The organism is Dechloromonas sp. ARDL1, assembly GCF_051122455.1.
GTDB lineage: Bacteria > Pseudomonadota > Gammaproteobacteria > Burkholderiales > Rhodocyclaceae > Azonexus.
The window spans coordinates 814,303-833,854 of record NZ_CP168939.1; the positions used below are offsets into that span (position 1 = coordinate 814,303).

The 19,552-nt window shown below is 59.2% G+C and carries 22 protein-coding genes and 1 pseudogene; 16 read left to right on the forward strand and 7 right to left on the reverse strand.

Going from position 1 to position 19,552, the window contains the following annotated elements; genetic code table 11:
• Positions 1 to 28: 28 nt before the first annotated feature.
• Positions 29 to 493 (reverse strand): DUF7338 family protein, encoded by a 465-nt coding sequence (locus AB6Q56_RS03985; protein ID WP_434515848.1) that lies wholly within the window; start codon positions 491 to 493, stop codon positions 29 to 31.
• 103 nt (positions 494 to 596) lie between these two features.
• Entirely contained in the window at positions 597 to 1,247 is a 651-nt protein-coding gene (locus AB6Q56_RS03990) for a hypothetical protein (protein WP_434515849.1), read from the reverse strand.
• A 196-nt stretch (positions 1,248 to 1,443) separates the two neighbouring features.
• On the opposite strand from AB6Q56_RS03990, the pseudogene AB6Q56_RS03995 reads away from it, so the two are divergent.
• Positions 1,444 to 1,596, forward strand: a pseudogene (locus AB6Q56_RS03995) (IS110 family transposase); the annotation flags it as partial.
• A gap of 328 nt (positions 1,597 to 1,924) precedes the next feature.
• On the opposite strand, the gene AB6Q56_RS04000 reads toward AB6Q56_RS03995, so the two are convergent.
• The gene (locus tag AB6Q56_RS04000; protein ID WP_434515850.1) at positions 1,925 to 2,413 is read right to left on the reverse strand and encodes a hypothetical protein; all 489 of its coding nucleotides are present in this window, start codon (positions 2,411 to 2,413) and stop codon (positions 1,925 to 1,927) included.
• A 95-nt stretch (positions 2,414 to 2,508) separates the two neighbouring features.
• Complete coding sequence (locus AB6Q56_RS04005; protein ID WP_434515851.1) at positions 2,509 to 2,802, reverse strand: DUF5076 domain-containing protein; 294 nt, start codon at positions 2,800 to 2,802, stop codon at positions 2,509 to 2,511.
• 410 nt (positions 2,803 to 3,212) lie between these two features.
• Between AB6Q56_RS04005 and AB6Q56_RS04010 the strand changes: the two genes are divergently transcribed.
• Positions 3,213 to 4,339 (forward strand): IS3 family transposase gene (locus AB6Q56_RS04010; protein WP_374755713.1). Its coding sequence is split into 2 segments (ribosomal slippage): positions 3,213 to 3,471 and positions 3,471 to 4,339, totalling 1,128 coding nucleotides; the frame shifts between segments, so codons are not numbered across the junction.
• A gap of 166 nt (positions 4,340 to 4,505) precedes the next feature.
• On the forward strand, positions 4,506 to 6,032 hold the full coding sequence (locus AB6Q56_RS04015; protein ID WP_434515852.1) for a transposase: 1,527 nt from the start codon (positions 4,506 to 4,508) through the stop codon (positions 6,030 to 6,032).
• Between the two features lie 268 nt (positions 6,033 to 6,300).
• Here the strand turns inward: AB6Q56_RS04015 and AB6Q56_RS04020 are convergent, their stop codons facing one another.
• The 3 genes from AB6Q56_RS04020 to AB6Q56_RS04030 all read right to left on the reverse strand — a co-directional run bounded on the left by AB6Q56_RS04020 (position 6,301) and on the right by AB6Q56_RS04030 (position 8,163).
• The gene (locus AB6Q56_RS04020; RefSeq protein WP_434515853.1) at positions 6,301 to 6,636 is read right to left on the reverse strand and encodes a hypothetical protein; all 336 of its coding nucleotides are present in this window, start codon (positions 6,634 to 6,636) and stop codon (positions 6,301 to 6,303) included.
• Between the two features lie 94 nt (positions 6,637 to 6,730).
• Positions 6,731 to 7,165, reverse strand: coding sequence for a hypothetical protein (locus AB6Q56_RS04025; protein ID WP_434515854.1), 435 nt, complete (start codon positions 7,163 to 7,165; stop codon positions 6,731 to 6,733).
• Positions 7,166 to 7,716: 551 nt separating this feature from the next.
• Positions 7,717 to 8,163, reverse strand: a complete 447-nt coding sequence (locus tag AB6Q56_RS04030; RefSeq protein WP_434515855.1) for an Lrp/AsnC family transcriptional regulator — start codon at positions 8,161 to 8,163, stop codon at positions 7,717 to 7,719.
• A gap of 153 nt (positions 8,164 to 8,316) precedes the next feature.
• Here AB6Q56_RS04030 and AB6Q56_RS04035 point away from each other — a divergent pair, with 153 nt between their 5' ends.
• From AB6Q56_RS04035 to AB6Q56_RS04095, 13 genes are all read left to right on the forward strand, one after another.
• Positions 8,317 to 8,547 (forward strand): hypothetical protein, encoded by a 231-nt coding sequence (locus AB6Q56_RS04035; RefSeq protein ID WP_434515856.1) that lies wholly within the window; start codon positions 8,317 to 8,319, stop codon positions 8,545 to 8,547.
• Between the two features lie 65 nt (positions 8,548 to 8,612).
• Positions 8,613 to 9,733 (forward strand): IS3 family transposase gene (locus AB6Q56_RS04040; protein ID WP_434517116.1). Its coding sequence is split into 2 segments (ribosomal slippage): positions 8,613 to 8,862 and positions 8,862 to 9,733, totalling 1,122 coding nucleotides; the frame shifts between segments, so codons are not numbered across the junction.
• Between the two features lie 33 nt (positions 9,734 to 9,766).
• Complete coding sequence (locus tag AB6Q56_RS04045; protein WP_434515857.1) at positions 9,767 to 10,750, forward strand: KamA family radical SAM protein; 984 nt, start codon at positions 9,767 to 9,769, stop codon at positions 10,748 to 10,750.
• A 9-nt stretch (positions 10,751 to 10,759) separates the two neighbouring features.
• The gene (locus AB6Q56_RS04050) at positions 10,760 to 11,803 is read left to right on the forward strand and encodes an L-erythro-3,5-diaminohexanoate dehydrogenase (protein ID WP_434515858.1); all 1,044 of its coding nucleotides are present in this window, start codon (positions 10,760 to 10,762) and stop codon (positions 11,801 to 11,803) included.
• An 11-nt stretch (positions 11,804 to 11,814) separates the two neighbouring features.
• Positions 11,815 to 12,894, forward strand: coding sequence for a hypothetical protein (locus AB6Q56_RS04055; protein WP_434515859.1), 1,080 nt, complete (start codon positions 11,815 to 11,817; stop codon positions 12,892 to 12,894).
• 155 nt (positions 12,895 to 13,049) lie between these two features.
• Positions 13,050 to 14,606, forward strand: coding sequence for a lysine 5,6-aminomutase subunit alpha (locus AB6Q56_RS04060; RefSeq protein WP_434515860.1), 1,557 nt, complete (start codon positions 13,050 to 13,052; stop codon positions 14,604 to 14,606).
• A complete protein-coding gene (locus tag AB6Q56_RS04065) occupies positions 14,599 to 15,339 on the forward strand; it encodes an OAM dimerization domain-containing protein (RefSeq protein WP_434515861.1) in 741 nt (246 codons plus the stop codon). Before AB6Q56_RS04060 ends, AB6Q56_RS04065 begins: the two co-directional genes overlap by 8 nt.
• A gap of 1 nt (position 15,340) precedes the next feature.
• On the forward strand, positions 15,341 to 15,754 hold the full coding sequence (locus AB6Q56_RS04070; protein ID WP_434515862.1) for a hotdog domain-containing protein: 414 nt from the start codon (positions 15,341 to 15,343) through the stop codon (positions 15,752 to 15,754).
• Positions 15,751 to 16,563, forward strand: a complete 813-nt coding sequence (locus AB6Q56_RS04075) for a 3-keto-5-aminohexanoate cleavage protein (RefSeq protein ID WP_434515863.1) — start codon at positions 15,751 to 15,753, stop codon at positions 16,561 to 16,563. Before AB6Q56_RS04070 ends, AB6Q56_RS04075 begins: the two co-directional genes overlap by 4 nt.
• Positions 16,564 to 16,841: 278 nt before the next feature.
• Positions 16,842 to 17,615, forward strand: coding sequence for an ABC transporter substrate-binding protein (locus AB6Q56_RS04080; protein ID WP_434515864.1), 774 nt, complete (start codon positions 16,842 to 16,844; stop codon positions 17,613 to 17,615).
• A 15-nt stretch (positions 17,616 to 17,630) separates the two neighbouring features.
• Complete coding sequence (locus AB6Q56_RS04085) at positions 17,631 to 18,389, forward strand: amino acid ABC transporter permease (protein WP_434515865.1); 759 nt, start codon at positions 17,631 to 17,633, stop codon at positions 18,387 to 18,389.
• Positions 18,390 to 18,428: 39 nt separating this feature from the next.
• Positions 18,429 to 19,160 carry an amino acid ABC transporter ATP-binding protein gene (locus AB6Q56_RS04090; RefSeq protein ID WP_434517125.1) on the forward strand — a complete coding sequence of 244 codons (732 nt, stop codon included), beginning with the start codon at positions 18,429 to 18,431 and terminating at the stop codon, positions 19,158 to 19,160.
• Between the two features lie 61 nt (positions 19,161 to 19,221).
• On the forward strand, positions 19,222 to 19,536 hold the full coding sequence (locus AB6Q56_RS04095) for a hypothetical protein (RefSeq protein WP_434515866.1): 315 nt from the start codon (positions 19,222 to 19,224) through the stop codon (positions 19,534 to 19,536).
• Positions 19,537 to 19,552: the final 16 nt, after the last annotated feature.

Consider the following 19,552-nt stretch of genomic DNA (forward strand, 5'->3'; position numbering starts at 1 on the left):
ACCGCGGTGCATGGTGTTCAGCTGTGTTTCACAGCTTGGTTTTCAGGCGAAAAGACGAGGTGTACTTCGCCCGGCCATACTTTGCCCCCGGTAAATTCCATCCGATGAACAGATCGATGAATCGTTTCGAAGTGATGGGCAAAGGCCGCCGATACAGCCAATAACCCTCTGGGTTGGCGTAGTAAAACCCCTGCTGGGTATAGGGCGTGTCAAGACAGCCAAAGACGTTGTAGCTGATCTTATTTCCCCCGTTGCGGATCAGCCATCGGGTACGGTTAATCCACGACAGCGGGTCGGTGCCAATCAAGTGTTCTTGTTTCCAGCCCGCGTCACCACTCAAGTCATTGTCGATGGTATCGAGCCATTTGAACGGGCTGCGCAAATGGCGACGATCAGGCGTGACAAAACAGGCCGCAAGTGGGGATATGACGGTGCACAAGATCGAGAACAGAAGATTTACCGGGAAAAGTAGAAGCCACAGGAGTTGTTTCATCAATACATGCACCGATACGGAAGAACAAAGGGGGCGCTGTCCAGTTCTACGACAGATCCCCCTTGCTGGGTTAATTGCGCTTTATTCCCGATAAATTCGAGTGCTATCGGCATCCCTCGAGAGAGGCGCAGGTTATCGCCAGGCGGCGCCCGTCCTGGCATTGAAAGGTCAAGGTTTCAACCGATTTTCCGTGGTCAGCGACTTCCGGACTATCTTTCGCAATGCACTGTTTATCCTTGGCAAGCCTGCTGGCCGTGTAGTCGAATCGCGAAACGGGGCGTAGCTGTTTAGCTGGGTATTGCCCATCCTGCTGATTTACCGACTGCCCGGTTGTCGGGTGGTGATCGGTTCCACCGGATATGGGATCAAGCTCTGCATCGATCATGCTGGGGTTCAAATTGAACATTGCGCCGGTCAGCGGGTCGACGATGACCATGCCAACCACCCCACCCAGCAAGATATTCGCGAAATACCAAGGGTTGATTCCGGGCGTGATGTCGACGAATTTCGTTTGATAACCTTCCTTGCTGATTTTCGCCTTGTACGCATGCGGGCTGAAATAGCCAACGCCGCGTTGAAGTTGTACCGTTCCGGCGGATTCACCAGCGGCAATTTGAGATCCGTTGGAATTGCTGATGCTGTAACGGGCACCAGGGGTCGTTCGGATGGAAACTTCCTGTGTCGTACCCGAAAAGATGGATGCACATCCGCTACAAAGCACCGCGACGGCAAGGAGTGGCGAAAACTTGTTCATGCTGGTCTCAAAAAAAGGTGAAAACACAATATGCCACGATAGTTGCCTCCTATTATATATGTCGAATGGCATAAGCTGAGTCTGAGAATGAGGGCCTGCGGAGGTTTCATTACCCAGAAATGCCTTTAACCCGGCAAATTTAATATTTTCATGCGCATGTGCTGCATGGGGGGGCCTTCTCGCCGGATTCGGCGACAAGCAAGACCGCTTCAGTCGCTGGGCCAGAAATCTGGTCGAGCGACGTGGCTACCGGAAAGCGGTGGTCGCCATCGCCGCCAGGAACCTGCGGCTGGTGTGGGCGGTTATGCCCTATGGCGATGATTTCCGACAACTCGGAGAGGCCGCCTGAACCACTTTCTTGCTTGTAACCTGTTGCCCGGCGAAGCTGGTTGCAGGAAGTGAGTTAAAGGGGGGTAAGGGCGACAAAATACTCGGAGTAGTACTGAAGTAGCTCCTTCTGTTGCTCCGGAGACAACGGACATCGGAATCCAAGCGCGTTCTTGATTGCGAGATTCTTTGACTCGAAGTACCACTCAAGTGCCGAGCGCAACTCTGAGTGTCGGATTGCTGTAGTAGTCATTATGCCCAACGTAGAGCGAACCGGCGCTGCGCTGCTTTATCGCGCAGCGTACAGCGACCGAAGGGAGCGAGGTTGAGCGCCGTGTTATGCGTATTGCTTAGTACCAGGAATTCCACTGTGGACCACCTTCTTCATGACGAGAGATACCAGTGCGCAAGACGGTAAGGAGCGGTTCAGACTCCGAAGATTCGAGGAGCCGCTCTCCAATGGCTACGGTCGGCGAGCCATTGAGTCTAAATTTCGGTGCGCGGCTGAAGCGCTGGATGAACACGATTTGTTCGTTCATTCCGTTTGCCCATGCCGATACCGCTAGGCTCATAGTGGTGCGACCTTCTTCTTCCATGCGGCCTTCCCGTGTGAAGGCCCACGCATCGCACTTGGCGGCGTTGACGGATAGTTCTTCCTTTGCATTGACTACTGCCTCGGCCTGGGTCTTTCCAGTGTGAAACTTCGTGTAAAGCTGGCCGTTCCGAAGACAAATGGAGAATGGGGTGAGTACCTTCACTTCTTCAACGAAGGAGAGATTCGCGGCCGAGTGCGCGAGGAGATAACCGGCCAAGAGAACTGCCTGATCAACAACGCTCATGAGGCGCACCAAGACGCATAACGTGCTAAATCACCGAACAGCAAAAGCGAAGCTTTTGACGGTCCGGTGCATTGAATGTGTTATACGTAGCATGCTTATTTGACTTGAAGCGGCGCATCGGTTGGTGAAGTCCACTCGGCATCAAATAGCTCTTTAATTCGTTTTAATGCCTCTTCTTCAGAGAGGTCGCCGGTATTTCCGTAAGCTTTGGCAACGTGCCGCGCAATATCTACAAGCATTAAGCCCCATGCTCCAGGGTCGCCCCAGACCGTTTTCAATGAATACTGCTGCGGCAAGTTATCACCGCCCCACACTCTCAATATTTCAAAAGCTCTGTAGTCGCGTGACAAAGGCGGCTTCTCCAGCTCGATGGCTTTACGGCCGAACATGCAGGGCTCCCGAGGTATAAGGGGTGGCCCGCTTGCAGGACGTCCTAGCAGCCGAAGGCTGCGCCTTGACCTGATTGTTAGGGTTGAGATGGCTGATTGTCATGTGCGTTTCTTTGTGGGGATTTAATTAGCTCAATCACTCCAGTGACTACGAGAATAAAGCCGATGGGGCCTGTGAGCACAAGGCCAAATGCAGACAAGTAGTGCCACATAAGGATGGTGTTACTACTGAAAAGGCCTGGAAATGCTGAAACGAACAGAAACATTGCGATAGGTCCAAGGGGTAGAACTAAACCAATTGCAATTCGTACCAATGGCATAAAGAGGTGGTTCCGCGAATCCGGACATCGAGTTAAGTGAAATCTCTGCTTCAATGGGCGATGGAAATCGCCTGCCTAGGAGCAGAAGCAATGAGAAGACCCCGCCGTAACCACACAGCCGCCTTCAAGGCCAAAGTGGCGATTGCCGCCCTCAAGGGCGATGAGACGCTGGCTGCGTTAGCAGAGAAGTTTGACGTTCATCCGAATCAGATTACGCAATGGAAGACACAATTGCTCGAGAACGCCTCGGGTGTCTTTGCGACGGCTGCCGAGAAGCAGGCGGCCACGCCGGACCTGAAGGATTTGCATGCAAAGATAGGCCAGCAGGCGTTGGAGATTGATTTTTTGGCCGTCGCGCTCGGTCGCATCGGCGATGCGAGCGCAAAACGATGATCGACAAGGCCCACGATCTGCCTGTCGTCAGGCAAGTCCAGTTACTTGAGCTTTCGCGTTCTTCTGTCTATTACCAGCCGCAGCCCACATCCGAAATCGATTTGATGCTGATGCGGCGGATTGATGAACTGCACCTGGAGCATCCCTTTGCCGGTGCGCGGATGTTGCGCGATATGCTCAAGCTCGAAGGCCATGAAATCGGTCGCAAACATGTCGGTACGCTGATGAAGAAGCTCGATATCCAGGCCATCTACCGCAAGGCCAACACCAGTCGGCGCAACCAGGCACACCGCATCTATCCCTACCTGCTGCGCGGCCTTGCCATCGAGCGTCCGAATCAGGTCTGGGCCATGGATACGACCTACATCCCGATGCGCCGGGGCTTCGTCTATCTGAGCGCGGTGCTTGATTGGGCAACCCGTCGGGTGCTGAGTTGGCGCCTGTCGAACAGCCTGACGGCTGATCCCTGCGTCGATGCTCTGGAAGAGGCCATCATGAAGTATGGCCGACCGGAAATCATGAACACAGACCAGGGCAGCCAATTCACCAGTTCGGCCTTCATTGGCTTGCTTCAGGAGCACAGCATTCAGGTCAGCATGGATGGCAAGGGCTGCTGGCGCGATAACGTATTCGTCGAACGCCTCTGGAAATCGGTCAAGTACGAGGAGATTTACCTGCACGGCTACGACACCGTTTCCGAGGTCCGACAGGCGCTGGCCCGCTACTTCGATTTTTACAATCGTCGTCGCCCGCACTCAACGCTTGACGGGCAAACCCCGGATACGGCTTACTTCAACCAGCCGCTGCTCGCCGCAGCGGCTTAACCCGCAGAGAACTCACTTAAGAAAACCAAATTTCTGTCCAACTGCGCGGGGCCACCTCTTAAATACTTTAACGACGCTGTAGAAAAAGTGAATTCATGGTGGCATCGTGCCGTGAACCATATGGAATAACAAGGCTCCAAGCTGAAGATGAATTCAGGGAGGCGCCATGGCCCGCTACAAAGCAATCGACACCAGCCCGAGGTTCCTGGCGGTGGATCTGGAGAAGCAGTTATTGCCGGGCAGCTTCGAACACGCCGTGCATCATCTGCTCGACCATGAATTCGACCTTTCCCACTTCGACACCCGCTACCGCAATGACCAGAGCGGTGCCTGCGCCTACCCGCCGGGGATGCTGCTCAAGGTCATCCTCTGCGCCTACGCCCAAGGCGTCGTCAGCAGCCGGGGCATTGAGCGACTATGCCGCGAACAAGTTACCTTCATCGCCCTCAGTGGCGACACCGCGCCGCACTTCACGACGCTGTCTGCCTTCATTTCCAGCCTGGACGAAGAAGTCGCCCGGCTCTTCGCCCAGGTGCTCTACCTCTGCGACCGGCAAGGTCTGATCGGCCGGGAAATGTTCGCCATTGACGGCGTCAAGCTGCCCAGCAACGCTTCGAAAGCCAAGAGTGGTACGCGAGCCGACTTCGCCCATCAAGCCGACAAACTCGAAACCGCCGCAAAGAAGATGCTGGCCCGCCATCGCGAGAACGACCGCTTGCCTGTGGAACCCGAGCTGGCCGAGAAATCCCGGCAGCGTGTCGAGCGCCTGCATCAGGAAGCTGCCCAGCTACGCCAATGGCTGAGCGCCAACCCCCAAGACAGAAAGGGTAGCAAAGGCACCATCCGCAAAAGCAATCGCACCGACCCCGAGAGCGCCAAGATGGCCACCAGCAAAGGCGTCATTCAAGGCTACACCGGCGTAGCCGCCGTCGATGCCAAGCACCAGATCATCATCGAAGCCCAGGCCCACGGCACCGGCTCGGAACAAGAGCTACTGCTGCAGGTCGTGCGCGCCACTCAAGCGCAAGCCACACCGGACACGCTCTACACGGCGGATGCCAGCTACCACTCCGAACACAACCTCAAAGCACTGGCCCAAGAGAACATCAACGCCCTGATTGCTGACAACGGCATGCGCCAACGTGACGAGCGCTTCAAGGATCAGGGCAAACACAAAGCCAAACCCGATCCGCTCTACGACAAGGCGCACCCGAAGAAAGCTGCAAAACGCTACCGTCTGCAGGACTTCACGCTCGATCCGGAAACCGGCATCTGCACCTGCCCGGCCGGCAAGCAACTCTATCGAAATGGCACGAACTGCATCCACAACGGCCACCTCGCCACCAAATACAGCGGCACCCTGCGCGATTGCCTGTCCTGCGAACATCGCGACAAATGCCTGCGTACCCCCGAGAAGACCAAGGTGCGGCAAGTTGCGTTCTTTCGAGGCAAAGCCAACACAACCGAAGAAAGCGACACCGAGCGGATGAAGAAAGCCATCGACAGCGAAGCAGGCAGAGCCCGCTACGGGCGAAGATTCGCCACCGTCGAACCGGTGTTCGGCAACCTGAGGCACAACAAACGGCTGGACCGGTTCACGCTACGCGGGTGGAAGAAGGTCGATACCCAGTGGAAGCTCTATTGCCTGGTGCACAACATCGAGAAACTGGCGCATCACGGGTTCGGGCAGTAGAGGAAAAAGAAGGGAAATTCACCTGACGGGGCCGAAACAGCTCGTATCGAGAATCCCACGGTCAACCGGGAAAAAGCCTGAAAACGAAAATGGCGCGGATCAAACCTGCGCCATTTCTTTGCCGGAAATCTGGCTGGAAAAGGGTTTTTCTACAGCGTCAACGTTGAAAATCACCGGACGAAGGCAAGCGCAGCTTGCTGGAGGTCCGGTGGATTGTGATGTTGGGCATCAATTTCCCACGCCAAATATATGAATTTGCCATTTGGTATTACATCAATTGTTTAATGCTTTGGAACTTGCAGCCAGTTGGCGGCGGATTCTGCAAATAGCGCCAACCAATAATCACCTTGTCTTTCTTTCGAACCATCAAGGCGTAATTGCATTCATCTGGTCTCAGACTGGTTAGTTCATAAGTTTCGGCGTCAACGTCGTGATAATTAAACATCCACCTCGTGTGACCGACTGCCAAATCCGGTGCGGACTTCCCTACATCTGCATTGAGCGAGGTTTCCATGTCGCTAAACGTGACCATGGAGCCACATGCCAGCAATGCCGAAGGCAAAGCCAGCAACCCTAAATACCTAGCAACGGAGGCTAGACGCATGCCATGGCCTTTCGCATTGATGCACAACGTTTGAATTCACCGACCTGCGCGGCTTTTCGCGCAGGTCCGGTGGAATGATTTGTTGGGCCACCCATTAGGGCGAGCACCGGATACCAACAACAGTATTGACTGCACTTGGCTTCCATTCGGTTTCCCGCCAACGATACACACCTGGAGCAACGATCACGAGTTCCCATTCGACCGGTACGCCTGACGATTTCTTTCGGGTTTCATTCTCATATCTGATTACAAGCGTGCGTGCCGTTGCAGAGACAATGTCTGCGGAAATTCCTTCCATTTCGCCAAGTTCTGTTTTCCAACGGCGGTCAAAACGCACTTGGAGGCGTTTGCCGTCCGAACTTACCTCCATAGTGCTTTTCAAGTTTTCGGGGCCACATGCCGGGTCGGTGTTATAGCTTTCTCCCCACCAGCCAGACAGCTGGCTGCGATCAAATGGGAAGGGATTAGCGTCAGTTGCTGCAATGGAGGCACAAGAGGCTGCTAGAAATAACAAAGCGAATTTATTCATCTTGTGAGGCTTTACAGAGGAACGATCGAAAGGCCCAACGTAAAGTCGATGGCGATTTCGCCATATGTTCTGGAAAACCGCCGCCTATGCTTGCTAACACATCAGCTTGAAAGGGACGGCCTGTGGTGTGTTGGATTAATTGCGATGCCATATTTCCGAGGATGGATGGCGGTGAAACATGGCGAGTTACCGGGATATAAGGCGTTAGCGACGTATATTCTGGGAACGTGCCGTCCATTCTGGCCAACACGGCATCTCTAAAGTGCTTGTTGTTTGCATAGGAGTCGATTGTTGTATTTGCATGCGGCATATTTTGTTCTTTGTGTAAGGCGCTGAACTGAATAAGTTTTTTTGTTGTCTTTAGCTGTGCGTGAGTGGTCTGTAGTAAGTGCTACGGCATAAGTGTGTGGCGTTTTTATGTCGAGTGGGTGGCTCGTGTCGTGATCCGCTGTGGATCTGTTCATGGCGTCTGAACCTGCTATCTGGGAGGGCGATGCTGCGGGCAGGGTTGCCGTTTCGACTGAAAGCCCTCCGCTTAATGACGTGGCATTTCAATCCGGCCGATCCAGCTTGGTGCTGAGCATGATGGTCGAGAAGGTTTCGACGACGCCCTTGATGGCGCGGAAGCGGTCGATGACGCTGTCGAGTTCTTCGGTGGAGTCGGTGCTCAGCATGGCGCACAGGTCGTAGCGGCCGCTGACGGAAAACAGCTTGCGGACTTCGTGGCGGCGCGAGATGGACTGGATGATCTCGTGTTCGCACTTGGAGTCGATGGAGATTAGCACCATGGCCCGTATGCCGGGGCCGCGTTGCGGGGTCGAGACGCCGATGGTGTAGCCGGTGATGACGCCGCTGCTTTCCAGCGCCTTGAGGCGCAGCTGCACGGTGCTGCGTGCGCAGCCCAGTGCCTTGGCCAGCTTGACGACGGGCAGGCGGGCGTTGACCTTGAGCAGGTCGATCAATTGGCGGTCCAGGGTGTCCAACGGCGTGCTGCTCATGGTGTCTCATTCAGTTTGTTTTGATATCGGTCATTATGACTGATTATTTTTGGCCGATTCGATCATTGTGATTGTTTTCGTCGGCCGAAGGCGCTTCCTAGAATGCCCCCATGCCACTGCTGAACGCAGGGTCATTCAGTCACAGGAGGAGTCATGTTGCACAAGATCGTTTCCGTTACCCCAGGCAAGCTGCTGTTGCGCGAGGAACTCGACGCTTACGACCCGGCCGCCGAGCCGTGGCAGAAGCAGTTTGCCCGTCGTTATGTCCATCATTCGGAGATGAAGGGCGTTCTCAACAACATCGAGGATGTGAACGAGACGGTTTACGACAAGTTTGCCGTGTCGGTCACGCCCTACATGGCGCAGCTGATGGATCGCGACTGAGGTGCCCCCCGTAATCAGTGCCACCGGCAATTTAGTAAAGTCCGTTTTCGAGAAGGAGAATGGACTTGAAGAAGCGGTTTTCAGAAGAGCAGATCATCGGTTTTTTGCAGCAGGCGGAAGCCGGCGTGGCGATCAAGGAACTGTGCCGGCAACACGGCTTCAGTGACGCCTCGTTCTACAACTGGCGGGCGAAATTCGGCGGCATGTCAGTTCCGGATGCGAAGCGCCTGAAGGAACTGGAAGCCGAGAACGCCAAGCTCAAACGCCTACTGGCCGAATCGATCCTTGATGCCGAAGCTCTCAAAGCGGCCTTGGGCCGAAAGCGCTGAGCCCCCAGCAAAAGCGTGAGTCAGTCATGGTGATGCGGAAAGCGACAGCAATTTCCCAACGCCGTGCCTGCCAGCTGGTGGGTTTGTCACGCACGGTCCTGCATTACGTATCGAAGGCGCAGCCGGAGAACGAGCAGTTGCAAGCCAGGCTGGTCGAACTGGCCGGCGAGCGCCGCCGGTTCGGCTATCGCCGCTTGCATGCGCTGGTTCGGCGAGAGGGCGTTCGAGCCAATCACAAACGGATTTATCGGCTCTACAGTGATGCCGGTCTGTCAGTTCGGCGCCGCAAAAAGCGACATGGTGTGGCTGTTGAGCGGCAGGCACTGGAACGCCCTACCGAGCCCAACCAAGTTTGGTCGATGGATTTTGTCAGTGACGCGCTGGCCAATGGCCGCCGGATCAAGGTGCTGACCATCGTCGATGATTTCAGCAAGGAGGCCATCGATCTCGCGGTCGACTTCGGCATTTCAGGCCATTACGTTACGCGTGTTCTTGATCAGGCGGCTCGCTTCCGGGGCTACCCCAAGGCCATTCGAACTGACCAGGGACCAGAATTTACCGGCAAAGCGCTCGACCAGTGGGCCTGCCAGCATGGCGTTCAGCTCAAACTGATCCAGGCCGGGAAACCCACGCAGAACGCGTTCATCGAGAGCTTCAACGGACGCTTCCGAGATGAGTGCCTGAATGACTATTGGTTTACGAGCTTGCCACAGGCTCGTATCCTGATCGCCGCCTGGCGCCGGGACTACAACCAGCATCGGCCGCACAGCGCATTGAATTATCAAACCCCGGCAGAGTTCGCGGCCGAGCATCGGGCAACCACCTCTGCCCAGCCAGCCGCCGAAGAATGTCTTTAACGGTACAACCCAAGGACTTTTACTAAAACGCCCTTGGCACTAAAACCGGGGGCACCTCACGACGATCCCAACTGCCCGATCCGCCTGCAATACCTGCCGACCTTCCACGAGGAAGCCAAGCCGGGCTTCGCCACCATGCTCGACGAGCTGGGCGAGGAGGGCGACACCATTCCCGGGACCAGCGTGGTGCACCGTTACCCGCGCCGCGTGCTGTTCCTGGTCAGCAATACCTGCGCCACGCTGTGCCGCTTCTGCACCCGCAAGCGCATGGTATCGCGGCCGACCGGTTCGGTGCACAAGGACGAGATCGAGCGTTCCATCGACTACATCGCCGGCAACAAGGATATCGACGATGTGCTGCTTTCCGGCGGCGATCCGCTGACCTTCGACGACGAGCGCCTGGACTACATCCTCGGCCAGATTCGCAGCCGTGCGCCGCATGTCCGCTTCCTGCGCATCGGATCGCGCATGGTGGTGCAGCTACCCACCCGCGTTACCCCGGAACTGTGCGCCGTACTGGAAAAGCATCGTGTGCAGATGATCAATATCCACATTAACCATCCCAAGGAAATCACGCCCTTGCTGCGCGAGCGGGTCAAGATGATCCAGAGGGCCGGCGTCATGATGGGCTTGCAGACGGTGTGCCTGCGTGGCGTGAACGACAGCGTCGAGATCATGCGCGAGCTGTTCATGCAGGCCATCGAGATGGGCGTGCGTCCCTATTATGTGTACTCGACCGACATGGTCGAAGGCGCCCACCACTTCATCGTCCCGCATGCCCGCATGATTGCGCTGTACGAAGGCCTGCGCGGCTGGATCAGCGGGCCGGCGGTGCCGACCTTCATCGTCGATGGCCTGGGCGGCCTCGGCAAGCTGCCGATCATCCCCAGCTATGTGCGCGAGGAAGTGCGCCCGGACGGCCAGGGAACGACCATCAAGTGCCGCAACTACAAGGGCATGGAAGTCGAGATGCCGGGCCTCGGCGTCGAGTTCCGCGTGCCGAGCCAGAGCAACTGAGGGGGCGGCATGAGCAGTGCAATGCAATCCGCCTACGGCACCCACCGCGTGGTCGAACCGCTCGGCGTGCTACCGCAAGGGGCGTGGAAGATCGACAACAGCATGGTGGTCGGCGAGCGCGAGATCCTGATCGACGTGCTGGCGCTCAACGTCGATGCCGCCAGCTTCACGCAGATCAAGGGCGAGGCCGGTGGCGATGCCGGCCGGGTCGGCGAGATCGTCGCCGACATCGTGGCCCGGCGCGGCAAGCTGCATAACCCGGTCACCGGGTCGGGCGGCATGCTGATCGGCCGGGTGCGCGAAATCGGCCGGGCGCTGGCTGGCAAGACCGACCTCAAGCCGGGCGACCGCATCGCGACGCTGGTGTCGCTGTCGCTGACGCCGCTGCGCATTGACGCCATTCGCGCCATTCATCTCGACCGCGACCAGATTGAGATCGACGGCCAGGCCATCCTCTTCGAGACCGGGCTGTATGCGGTGCTGCCGGAAGACATTCCGGAAAAGATGGCGCTCGCCATCCTCGATGTGGCCGGGGCGCCGGCGCAGACCGCCCGCCTGGTCAAGGCCGGCGATACGGTGGTGGTCATCGGCGGGGGCGGCAAGTCCGGCACCCTGTGCGTCTATGAGGCGCGCAAGCAGGCCGGGCCGACCGGTTGCGTGATCGGCGTTTCGCCCTTCGAGAGCGACTGCGTGCGCATGCGCGAACTGGGCTGGGTCGACCATACGCTGCAGGTCGATGCCGGTAACGCGGTGGCGATGATGGAGGCGGTTTCGGCTGTCACCGAAGGCCGGATGGCCGACGTGACGATCAACTGCGTGAACATTCCCGGCACCGAGATGGGCAGCATTCTCGCCACACGCGACGGCGGCCGTATCTACTTCTTCTCGATGGCGACCAGTTTCACCGCCGCCGCGCTCGGCGCCGAAGGCGTCGGCAAGGATGTCGAGATGATCGTCGGCAACGGTTATGCCCGCGGTCACGCCGAGCTGGCGCTGAACCTGCTGCGCGAGAGCGAGACGCTGCGCCGGCTGTTCGAGCAGCGTTACGTCTGAGGGCGTCGGCAATGCATCTCAAACGACCCCAAAGCCAGCTGTGGGAAGGTATCCGCGATGGCGGCATGGCGACGCTGGCGGTGATGGGCATGAGCAAGAACACCGGCAAGACGGTGGCGCTCAATCGCCTGCTCGCCTGCGCGGCGGCCGAGGATGTGGCGGTCGGTCTGACCTCGATCGGGCGCGATGGCGAGGCGCTGGATCAGGTGTTTTCCATCCCCAAGCCGCCGGTCGTCGTCTGGCCGGGGGCGCTGGTGGCGACGGCGCGCGAGACGCTGCAGCAGGCCAAGGCACGCTGCAAGCTGATCGACGGCAGCGGCATCGACAGTCCGATGGGCGAGATCGTCGTGGTCAAGGTGCTTGATGGCGGCGAGATGGAAATCGCCGGCGCCTCGCGCGGCCATGACCAGCTGAAGATCATTGCCCGGCTGCGCCAGTGCGGCGCCAGCCAGGTCTTTCTCGACGGTGCGCTCGGGCGCAGTCAGCACGCCTCGCCAGCCATTGCCGACGGGGTGGTTCTGGCAACCGGCGCGGCGGTCGGCGGCGGCATTCAGGATGTGATCCGCAAGACGCGCGACCGGCTGGCCATTCTCGGCATCGCCGAGGCCGATGCAGCAACGGCGGCCCGTTGTGCGTCGGTCTTTGCCGAGGGCGGCGTCGGGATGTGGGATGCCGACGGCAAGGTGCTTTTCCGTGCCGCCATTCCCAGTCTCAACGCCGGTAGCGTGCTGCTCGCCAACGACCAGCCATCGCTGGCCGGCGTGGCGGTCAGCGGGGCGGTGGGGCGCCAGTTGTGGCAAGCGCTGGAAACCTTGGTTCGCCGTCACAAGGGGCTGCAGGTGGTGGTCGCCGACGGCACGCGGCTGTTTGTCGATGCCGGCGACCTGGCCGCTTTCCGGGCGCTCGGCGGGCAACTGGCGGCGATGCGCCGCATCCGCATGGCCGGCCTGACGCTCAATCCGTTTTCACCGCTGGGCGGCCATTTTGCCGCCCATGAATTTCTCGAAGCCAGCAGGGTAGCCTTCGACGGGCTGCACGTCACCGACGTCCTGCTGGAAAGCGTGGTCTCCACCGCAGATAACGAAACATGAAAGCTAGTCTTTGCCCCGCTGGCGTTGTTGCTCATCCTCGCAATAGCGATGGCTATTGCTGCGGTTCGCGCCTAGCCAGCGGAACAAATCCTTCGCTTTCATCCTGTTCCGTCATCTACGGTGAAAACCACTGGAACAACAAGAGGAGCAATTAGATGGCTCATTTGCAGCTTGACCAGGCGCGTATCGACCGCGCCCGGGGCTCGGCGCGGCGCATTGCCGGCCGGGTGTTCGATGAAATGGACCGCTCGACGACAACCACCGTGGAGCGGGCGACCCTGCGCCTGATGGGCATCGATGGGGTTGATGAAAACCAGGTGCCGCTGCCCAACCGCGTGGTCGACCATTTGCAGGAGCAGGGTTTGCTCAACCGGGGCGCGGCGCTGGCCGTCGCAGCGGCGATGAACGAGCAGGGCTGGACGGCGCAGCAGGTGGCCGAAGCCGTTGCTGCCGGCCGTCTGGTGCTGGACGGCGGGCGCGACGATGCTGCGGCGCGCGACACGGCCGACGAACTGGCTGCCCGCAGCTGCGAGCATATTGCCGCCCAGCGGGCGCAGCGCGCCGCGCTGATCGGCAACAGCGGCGAAGCGCCGCAACCCTGGCTCTACCTGATCGTCGCCACCGGCAACATCTACGAGGACATCAAGCAGGCGCGGGCGGCGGCCGAGCAGGGCGCCGACATCGTCGCGGTGATCCGCTCGACCGGCCAGAGCCTGCTCGACTACGTGCCTTACGGCGCGACGACCGAGGGCTTCGGCGGCACCTACGCCACCCAGGAGAATTTCCGCCTGATGCGCGCCGCGCTCGACGAGGTGGGCGCCAAGGTTGGCCGCTACATTCGCCTGACCAATTACTGTTCCGGCCTGTGCATGCCGGAAATCGCCGCCATGGGCGCCATCGAGCGCCTCGACATGATGCTCAACGACTCGATGTACGGCATCATCTTCCGCGACATCAACATGCAGCGCACTTTCATCGACCAGTTCTTCTCGCGCATGATCAACGGCTACGCCGGGATCATCATCAATACCGGCGAGGACAACTACCTGACCACGGCCGATGCCTACGATGCGGCGCATACCGTGCTCGCCTCGCAGATGATCAACGAGCAGTTCGCCTACCTGTCGGGGCTGGTTCCAGAGCAGATGGGCCTCGGCCACGCCTTCGAGATCAACCCCGAGCTGGAGAACGGCTTCCTGTGGGAGTTGGCGCACGCCCAGCTGGTACGCCAGGTTTTCCCGGAAGCGTCGCTGAAGTACATGCCGCCGACCAAGCACATGACCGGCAACATCTTCAAGGGCCACGTCCAGGACGCGCTATTCAATATGGTCAGCACGGTGACCCGCCAGAACATCCACCTGTTGGGCATGATGACCGAGGCGATCCACACGCCCTTCATCCAGGATCGTTTCCTCGCCATCCAGAATGCCCGCTACGTCTTCGGCACCATGCGCGACCTGCATTCGGAAATCGAGTTCAAGTCCGGCGGCCTGATCGAGCAGCGGGCGCAGGCGGTACTCGCCGAAACCGAGGCCATGCTCGCCGAGATCGAGCGGATCGGCCTGCCGTCGGCCATCGCCCAGGGCATGTTCGCCGAGATCAAGCGCACGGCGACCGGCGGCAAGGGTCTCGACGGCGTGATCGCCAAGGCGCCCGATTATTACAACCCCTTCCCGAAACGCATGCTGCAAGGAGGTGCCCGCCATGGCTGAACAATGGATCAAACCCTATGGCGACACGCAGGATGACGGCCGTGTCCAGCTGTCCTTCACCCTGCCGGTGCCCCTCGACGAGGTGTCGAAGGAAGGCGCCCGCCGGCTGGCGCTGGCCATGGGCCTCGACGAGCCGGCCGTGGTGCACGCCGAGGACATGGGGCAGGGCTTTTCCTTCTACGTTCTCTACGGGCAGAGCAAGCACCGCATCGACTTGTCGACCATTCAGGTCGCCAAGCCGGAGTTCGAGGTGCTCGACAAGGATGGCGTCAATGCGCTGATCGCCGAGAAGATGGGGCGCAAGATGGTCGTCGTCGGCGCCTGCATCGAGACCGACGCCCATACCGTGGGGATCGACGCCATCATGAACATGAAGGGCTACAACGGCCACAAGGGGCTGGAAAGCTACCACGAGGTGCGCGCCATCAACATGGGGGCGCAGGTCGATTCCGAGGAACTGGTGGCGCGGGCCATCGAGGAACAGGCCGACGTGATTCTGGTGTCGCAGGTGGTGACGCAGAAGAACATCCACCTCGACAACCTGACGCGCCTGTCCGACATCCTGGAGGCCGAGGGGCTGCGCGAGAAGATCATCCTCGTCGTCGGCGGGCCGCGCATCAGCCACGAGCTGGCCAAGGAGCTGGGCTACGACGCCGGTTTCGGCCCGAAGAGCTACGCCGAGGATGTCGCCTCGTTCGCCATCAATGAATGGATCAAGAGAAAGGCCGCCTGACATGGAAACCACGCAAACCCCGATCACCAGCCTGATCCGCCTGCGCATCGGCGCCCACGACGTGCATTACGCCGGCAATCTGGTCGATGGTGCCAAGATGCTCAATCTGTTTGGCGATGTGGCAACCGAATTGCTGATTCGCAGCGACGGCGACGAAGGGCTGTTCGTCGCGTACGACAGCGTCGAGTTCCTGGCGCCGGTACGGGCCGGCGATTACATCGAGGCCTTCGGCGAAATCGTTGCGCAGGGCAAGACCTCACGCAAGATGCGTTTCGAGGCGCGCAAGGTCATCGCCGCCGCTGACGTGCCCGGCCAGCCCTCGGCGGCCGATGTGCTCGATCCGCCGGTCGTCGTCTGCCGGGCCAGCGGCACCTGCGTGGTGCCGGCCGAATGCCAGCGCGGCGGACGCCAATGAATCCGCTGATCATCACTGCCGCGCTGACCGGTGCCGAGGTCGGCAAGGACCAGCAGCCGGCCCTGCCGATCACACCGGAAGAAATCGGCGAGGCGGCAGCCGAATGCGTGGCTGCCGGCGCGGCCATCGTGCATCTGCATGCCCGCTGGCCGGATGGACGGCCAACGCAGGATGCCGGTGTCTATCGCGAGATCATCGCCGCCGTGCGGTCGCGTTGCGACGCGATCATCCAGGTGTCGACCGGCGGCGCCGTCGGCATGACGACCGAGGAACGCATGGCGCCGCTGGCGCTCAACCCGGAGATGGCGACGCTGTCGATGGGCTCGGTCAATTTCGGCGACGAGGTATTTCTCAATGTGCCGGATGATATCGAAACCTTTGCCGCCGCCATGCGCGAGCGGGGCATCCGCCCGGAGCTGGAAATTTTCGACGCCGGCATGCTGGCGACGGCCAACCGCTGGCTGGCGAAAGGCAAGCTGCCGGCCAATCCGCATTTCGATTTCGTGCTCGGCGTGCCGGGCGGCATGCCGGCGACGCCGGAAGCCTTGCTCTATCTGAAGTCGCAGCTTCCTGCCGGAGCGACGTGGACGGTGGCGGGGCTGGGGGCTGCCCAACTAACCATGGGTACACTGGGTATCCTCCTCGGCGGCCATGTTCGGGTCGGCTTCGAGGACAACATTTATTTCAGCAAAGGGGTGCTCGCCAGCAGCAATGCGCAACTGGTCGAGCGGGTCGCCGGTCTGGCCGGCACACTGGGTAGACCGGTTGCTAGCCCTGCGGAAGCGAGAAAACTACTCCATTTTGCGTAATTGATTTACTAACTGTATATCCGATTTGATCAAAACGTCATTTGTGCATGTAAAAAATCAACAATAAAGTGTCATAACGTTGCATAAATTATTGTTGTGTTGTCAAAGTGATAATTTGTTATCTTTTTTGGTAGTAAAGTGGGGGTTTACCCTACTAGGTTGAGTACCCCTTAAACCATAGAGTCGCAGCGCGGTAATCCCCGATTCGACTCACTGGAAGAGAAGGCGTCTTGATAAAAAATAGGGGGTTTTTCAGGTTCAAATTCACAGGAGGAGTTATGAAGTTCATCAATAAATGGATGGCTGTCGCGTCCACTGTCGCGCTGCTGGCAGCAGGCGCAGCCGAGGCGCGTGACTGGGGGACGATCAAGGATTCAGGAACGGTGATTGCAGCCACGGAAGGCGCTTTCTTTCCGTTCAATTATTTCGAAGGGTCGAAACTGACCGGCTTCGAGGTCGAACTGGCCGAGGCGGTGGTCAAGCAGTTGGGCATGAAGATCGAGTGGCGCGTGGTCTCCTTCGATGCCCAGCTCGCCTCCATTCGCCAGGACCGCTTTGACTTCGCCATCGCCTCGCACGGTTTCACCGAAGAGCGCGGCAAGGCTGTCGATTTCGCCAACCCGCACTATTGCACCGGCGGCCAGATCGCCGCCCATCCGAACGGACCGCTCACCATGGCCGCACTGAGCGGCAAGACGGTCGGCGTTCAGCTGGCGACCAGCTACTTCGACAACGCGAAAAAGATCCCCGGGGTGCAGGAGGTCAAGACCTACAAGGCCGACCCGGAGGCCTTCTCGGCCTTGAAGTCGAAAAAGGTCGATGCCTGGATTTCCGACAAGTGGCTGATCAAGTCCACGCTGGAAAAGAACGCCGACTCGGGCATCGTCGTCGGCGAGCAGGTTTTCGTCGAGCGTGTTTCGATGATCCTGCGCAAGAACAACAAGGAACTGAAGGACCAGCTGAACAAGGCACTGGAAGAGGTCATGAAGAACGGTACCTACCAGACGCTGTCGCAGAAGTACTTCAAGACCGACATTTCCTGCCGTTCCTGATAGGTCCGAATCAACATGAATTGGACCAAGCAACATCCCGGACTGGCGATGTTCGCGGCGATGATCGGCCTCCTGCTGTTCCTGTGGGGGATGGCGGTGCCGCTGTCGTGGGCGCCGGACCCCATCGGCCAGGCGGCGCAGCAGTTCGCCGAAGGCACGCGGATGACCGTGCTGCTGACCCTGATCTCGGGTTCGGCGGGTGTCGTCCTCGGCGTTCTCGCCGGCCTCGGCAAGCTGTCGTCGGTGCCGCCGCTGCGCTGGATCAGCGAGTTTTACGTCTGGCTGATCCGCGGCACGCCCCTGCTGCTGCAAATTCTCTTCGTCTGGCTGGCGGTGCCGACTTTGCTGCCGGAGTCGATGCAGATATCGGACTTCGCTTGTGCCGCCATCGCGCTGGCGCTGAACATCGGCGCCTACAACGCCGAATGCGTCCGTGCCGGCATCCTCGCCGTTCCGCATGGACAGGTCGAGGCCGCCCGGGCACTGGGTCTGTCGCCGTTTCAAACCTTCGTCGATATCACCTTGCCGCAAAGCATGCGGGTCGCCTTGCCGGCTCTGGCCAATAACCTCGCCTCACTGGTCAAGGATTCGTCCCTGGCCTACGCGATCAGCGTGGTCGAACTGACCATGGTCGGTTATCGGGTGCAGGCCGAGAGTTATCAGCCGATTCCGGTGTTCGTCACCATCGCCGTGATCTACCTGATATTGACCACCGCCTTCACTTCGCTCACCGCCGCGCTGGAATCGCAGCTCGACGTCGGTCGCAAGCGCTAGGAGCCCACGATGACTAGCACATCATCCGCATTGAAGCCGATCATCGAGGCCCGCGACGTTGACAAGCATTTCGGTGCATTCCATGCACTGAAAAAGGTCAACGCAACCTTCTACGAAGGCCAGGTCACGGCCATCATCGGCCCTTCGGGGTCGGGGAAGTCGACCTTCCTGCGCACCCTCAATCGGCTCGAAACGCACGACACCGGCTCGATCAAGGTCGACGGCATCGAACTCAACGACGACTTGAAGAACCTGGATGCCATCCGCCGCGAGGTGGGCATGGTTTTCCAGAGCTTCAACCTGTTCTCGCACCTCAGCATCCTGCGCAATGTCGCGCTGGCCCCGATACGGGTCCGCAAGATGAGCAAGGAGGCCGCCGAGGCCAAGGCGCTGGCGCTGCTGGAACGGGTCGGGCTGAAGAACCAGGCCGAAAAGTACCCTGTGCAGTTGTCAGGCGGCCAGCAGCAGCGCGTCGCCATTGCCCGGGCACTGGCCATGGATCCCAAGGTGTTGCTGTTCGACGAGCCGACCTCGGCACTCGACCCGGAAATGGTCAACGAAGTACTCGCCGTCATGCGCGAGCTGGCCCACACCGGCATCACCATGCTGGTCGTTACCCATGAAATGGGCTTTGCCCGCGAAGTGGCCGACCGCCTGATCTTCTTCGATCACGGCACCATCCTCGAAGACTCTTCGCCCGCCGAGTTCTTCAGCAATCCCAAGCACGACCGGGCAAAAGCCTTCCTGACCCAGGTCAGGCACGGCTTCTAGTCGAAGCACGTCGGTTCGGCCCCGGGGGGGCCGGTCATACCGTTCATTCCAAGGAGGAGTTATGAAAGTAAGGAAAATTGTCATTGCGTTGCTCGCCGCCGGCATCGGCGCCGGTGCGCCGCTGGTCCATGCCGCGGACGCCGACCGCATCGCCCAGCTCGAAAAACAGCTCAAGCTGATGCAGGCCCAGCTGGATGAAATGAAGAAGAATTCGGTTTCGGCCAGCGAGGTCTCCGAATTGCGCGACCAGATGAGCGCCCAAACCAAGGAAAACGTCGTCGTCGGCGATATCCCGAACTCTTTCCGCGTTCCGGGTTCCGATGTGTCGATTCGTGTGTACGGCGTCGCCGAGCTGAACATGATTCACGAAACCTAGGGCGACAACAGCAATA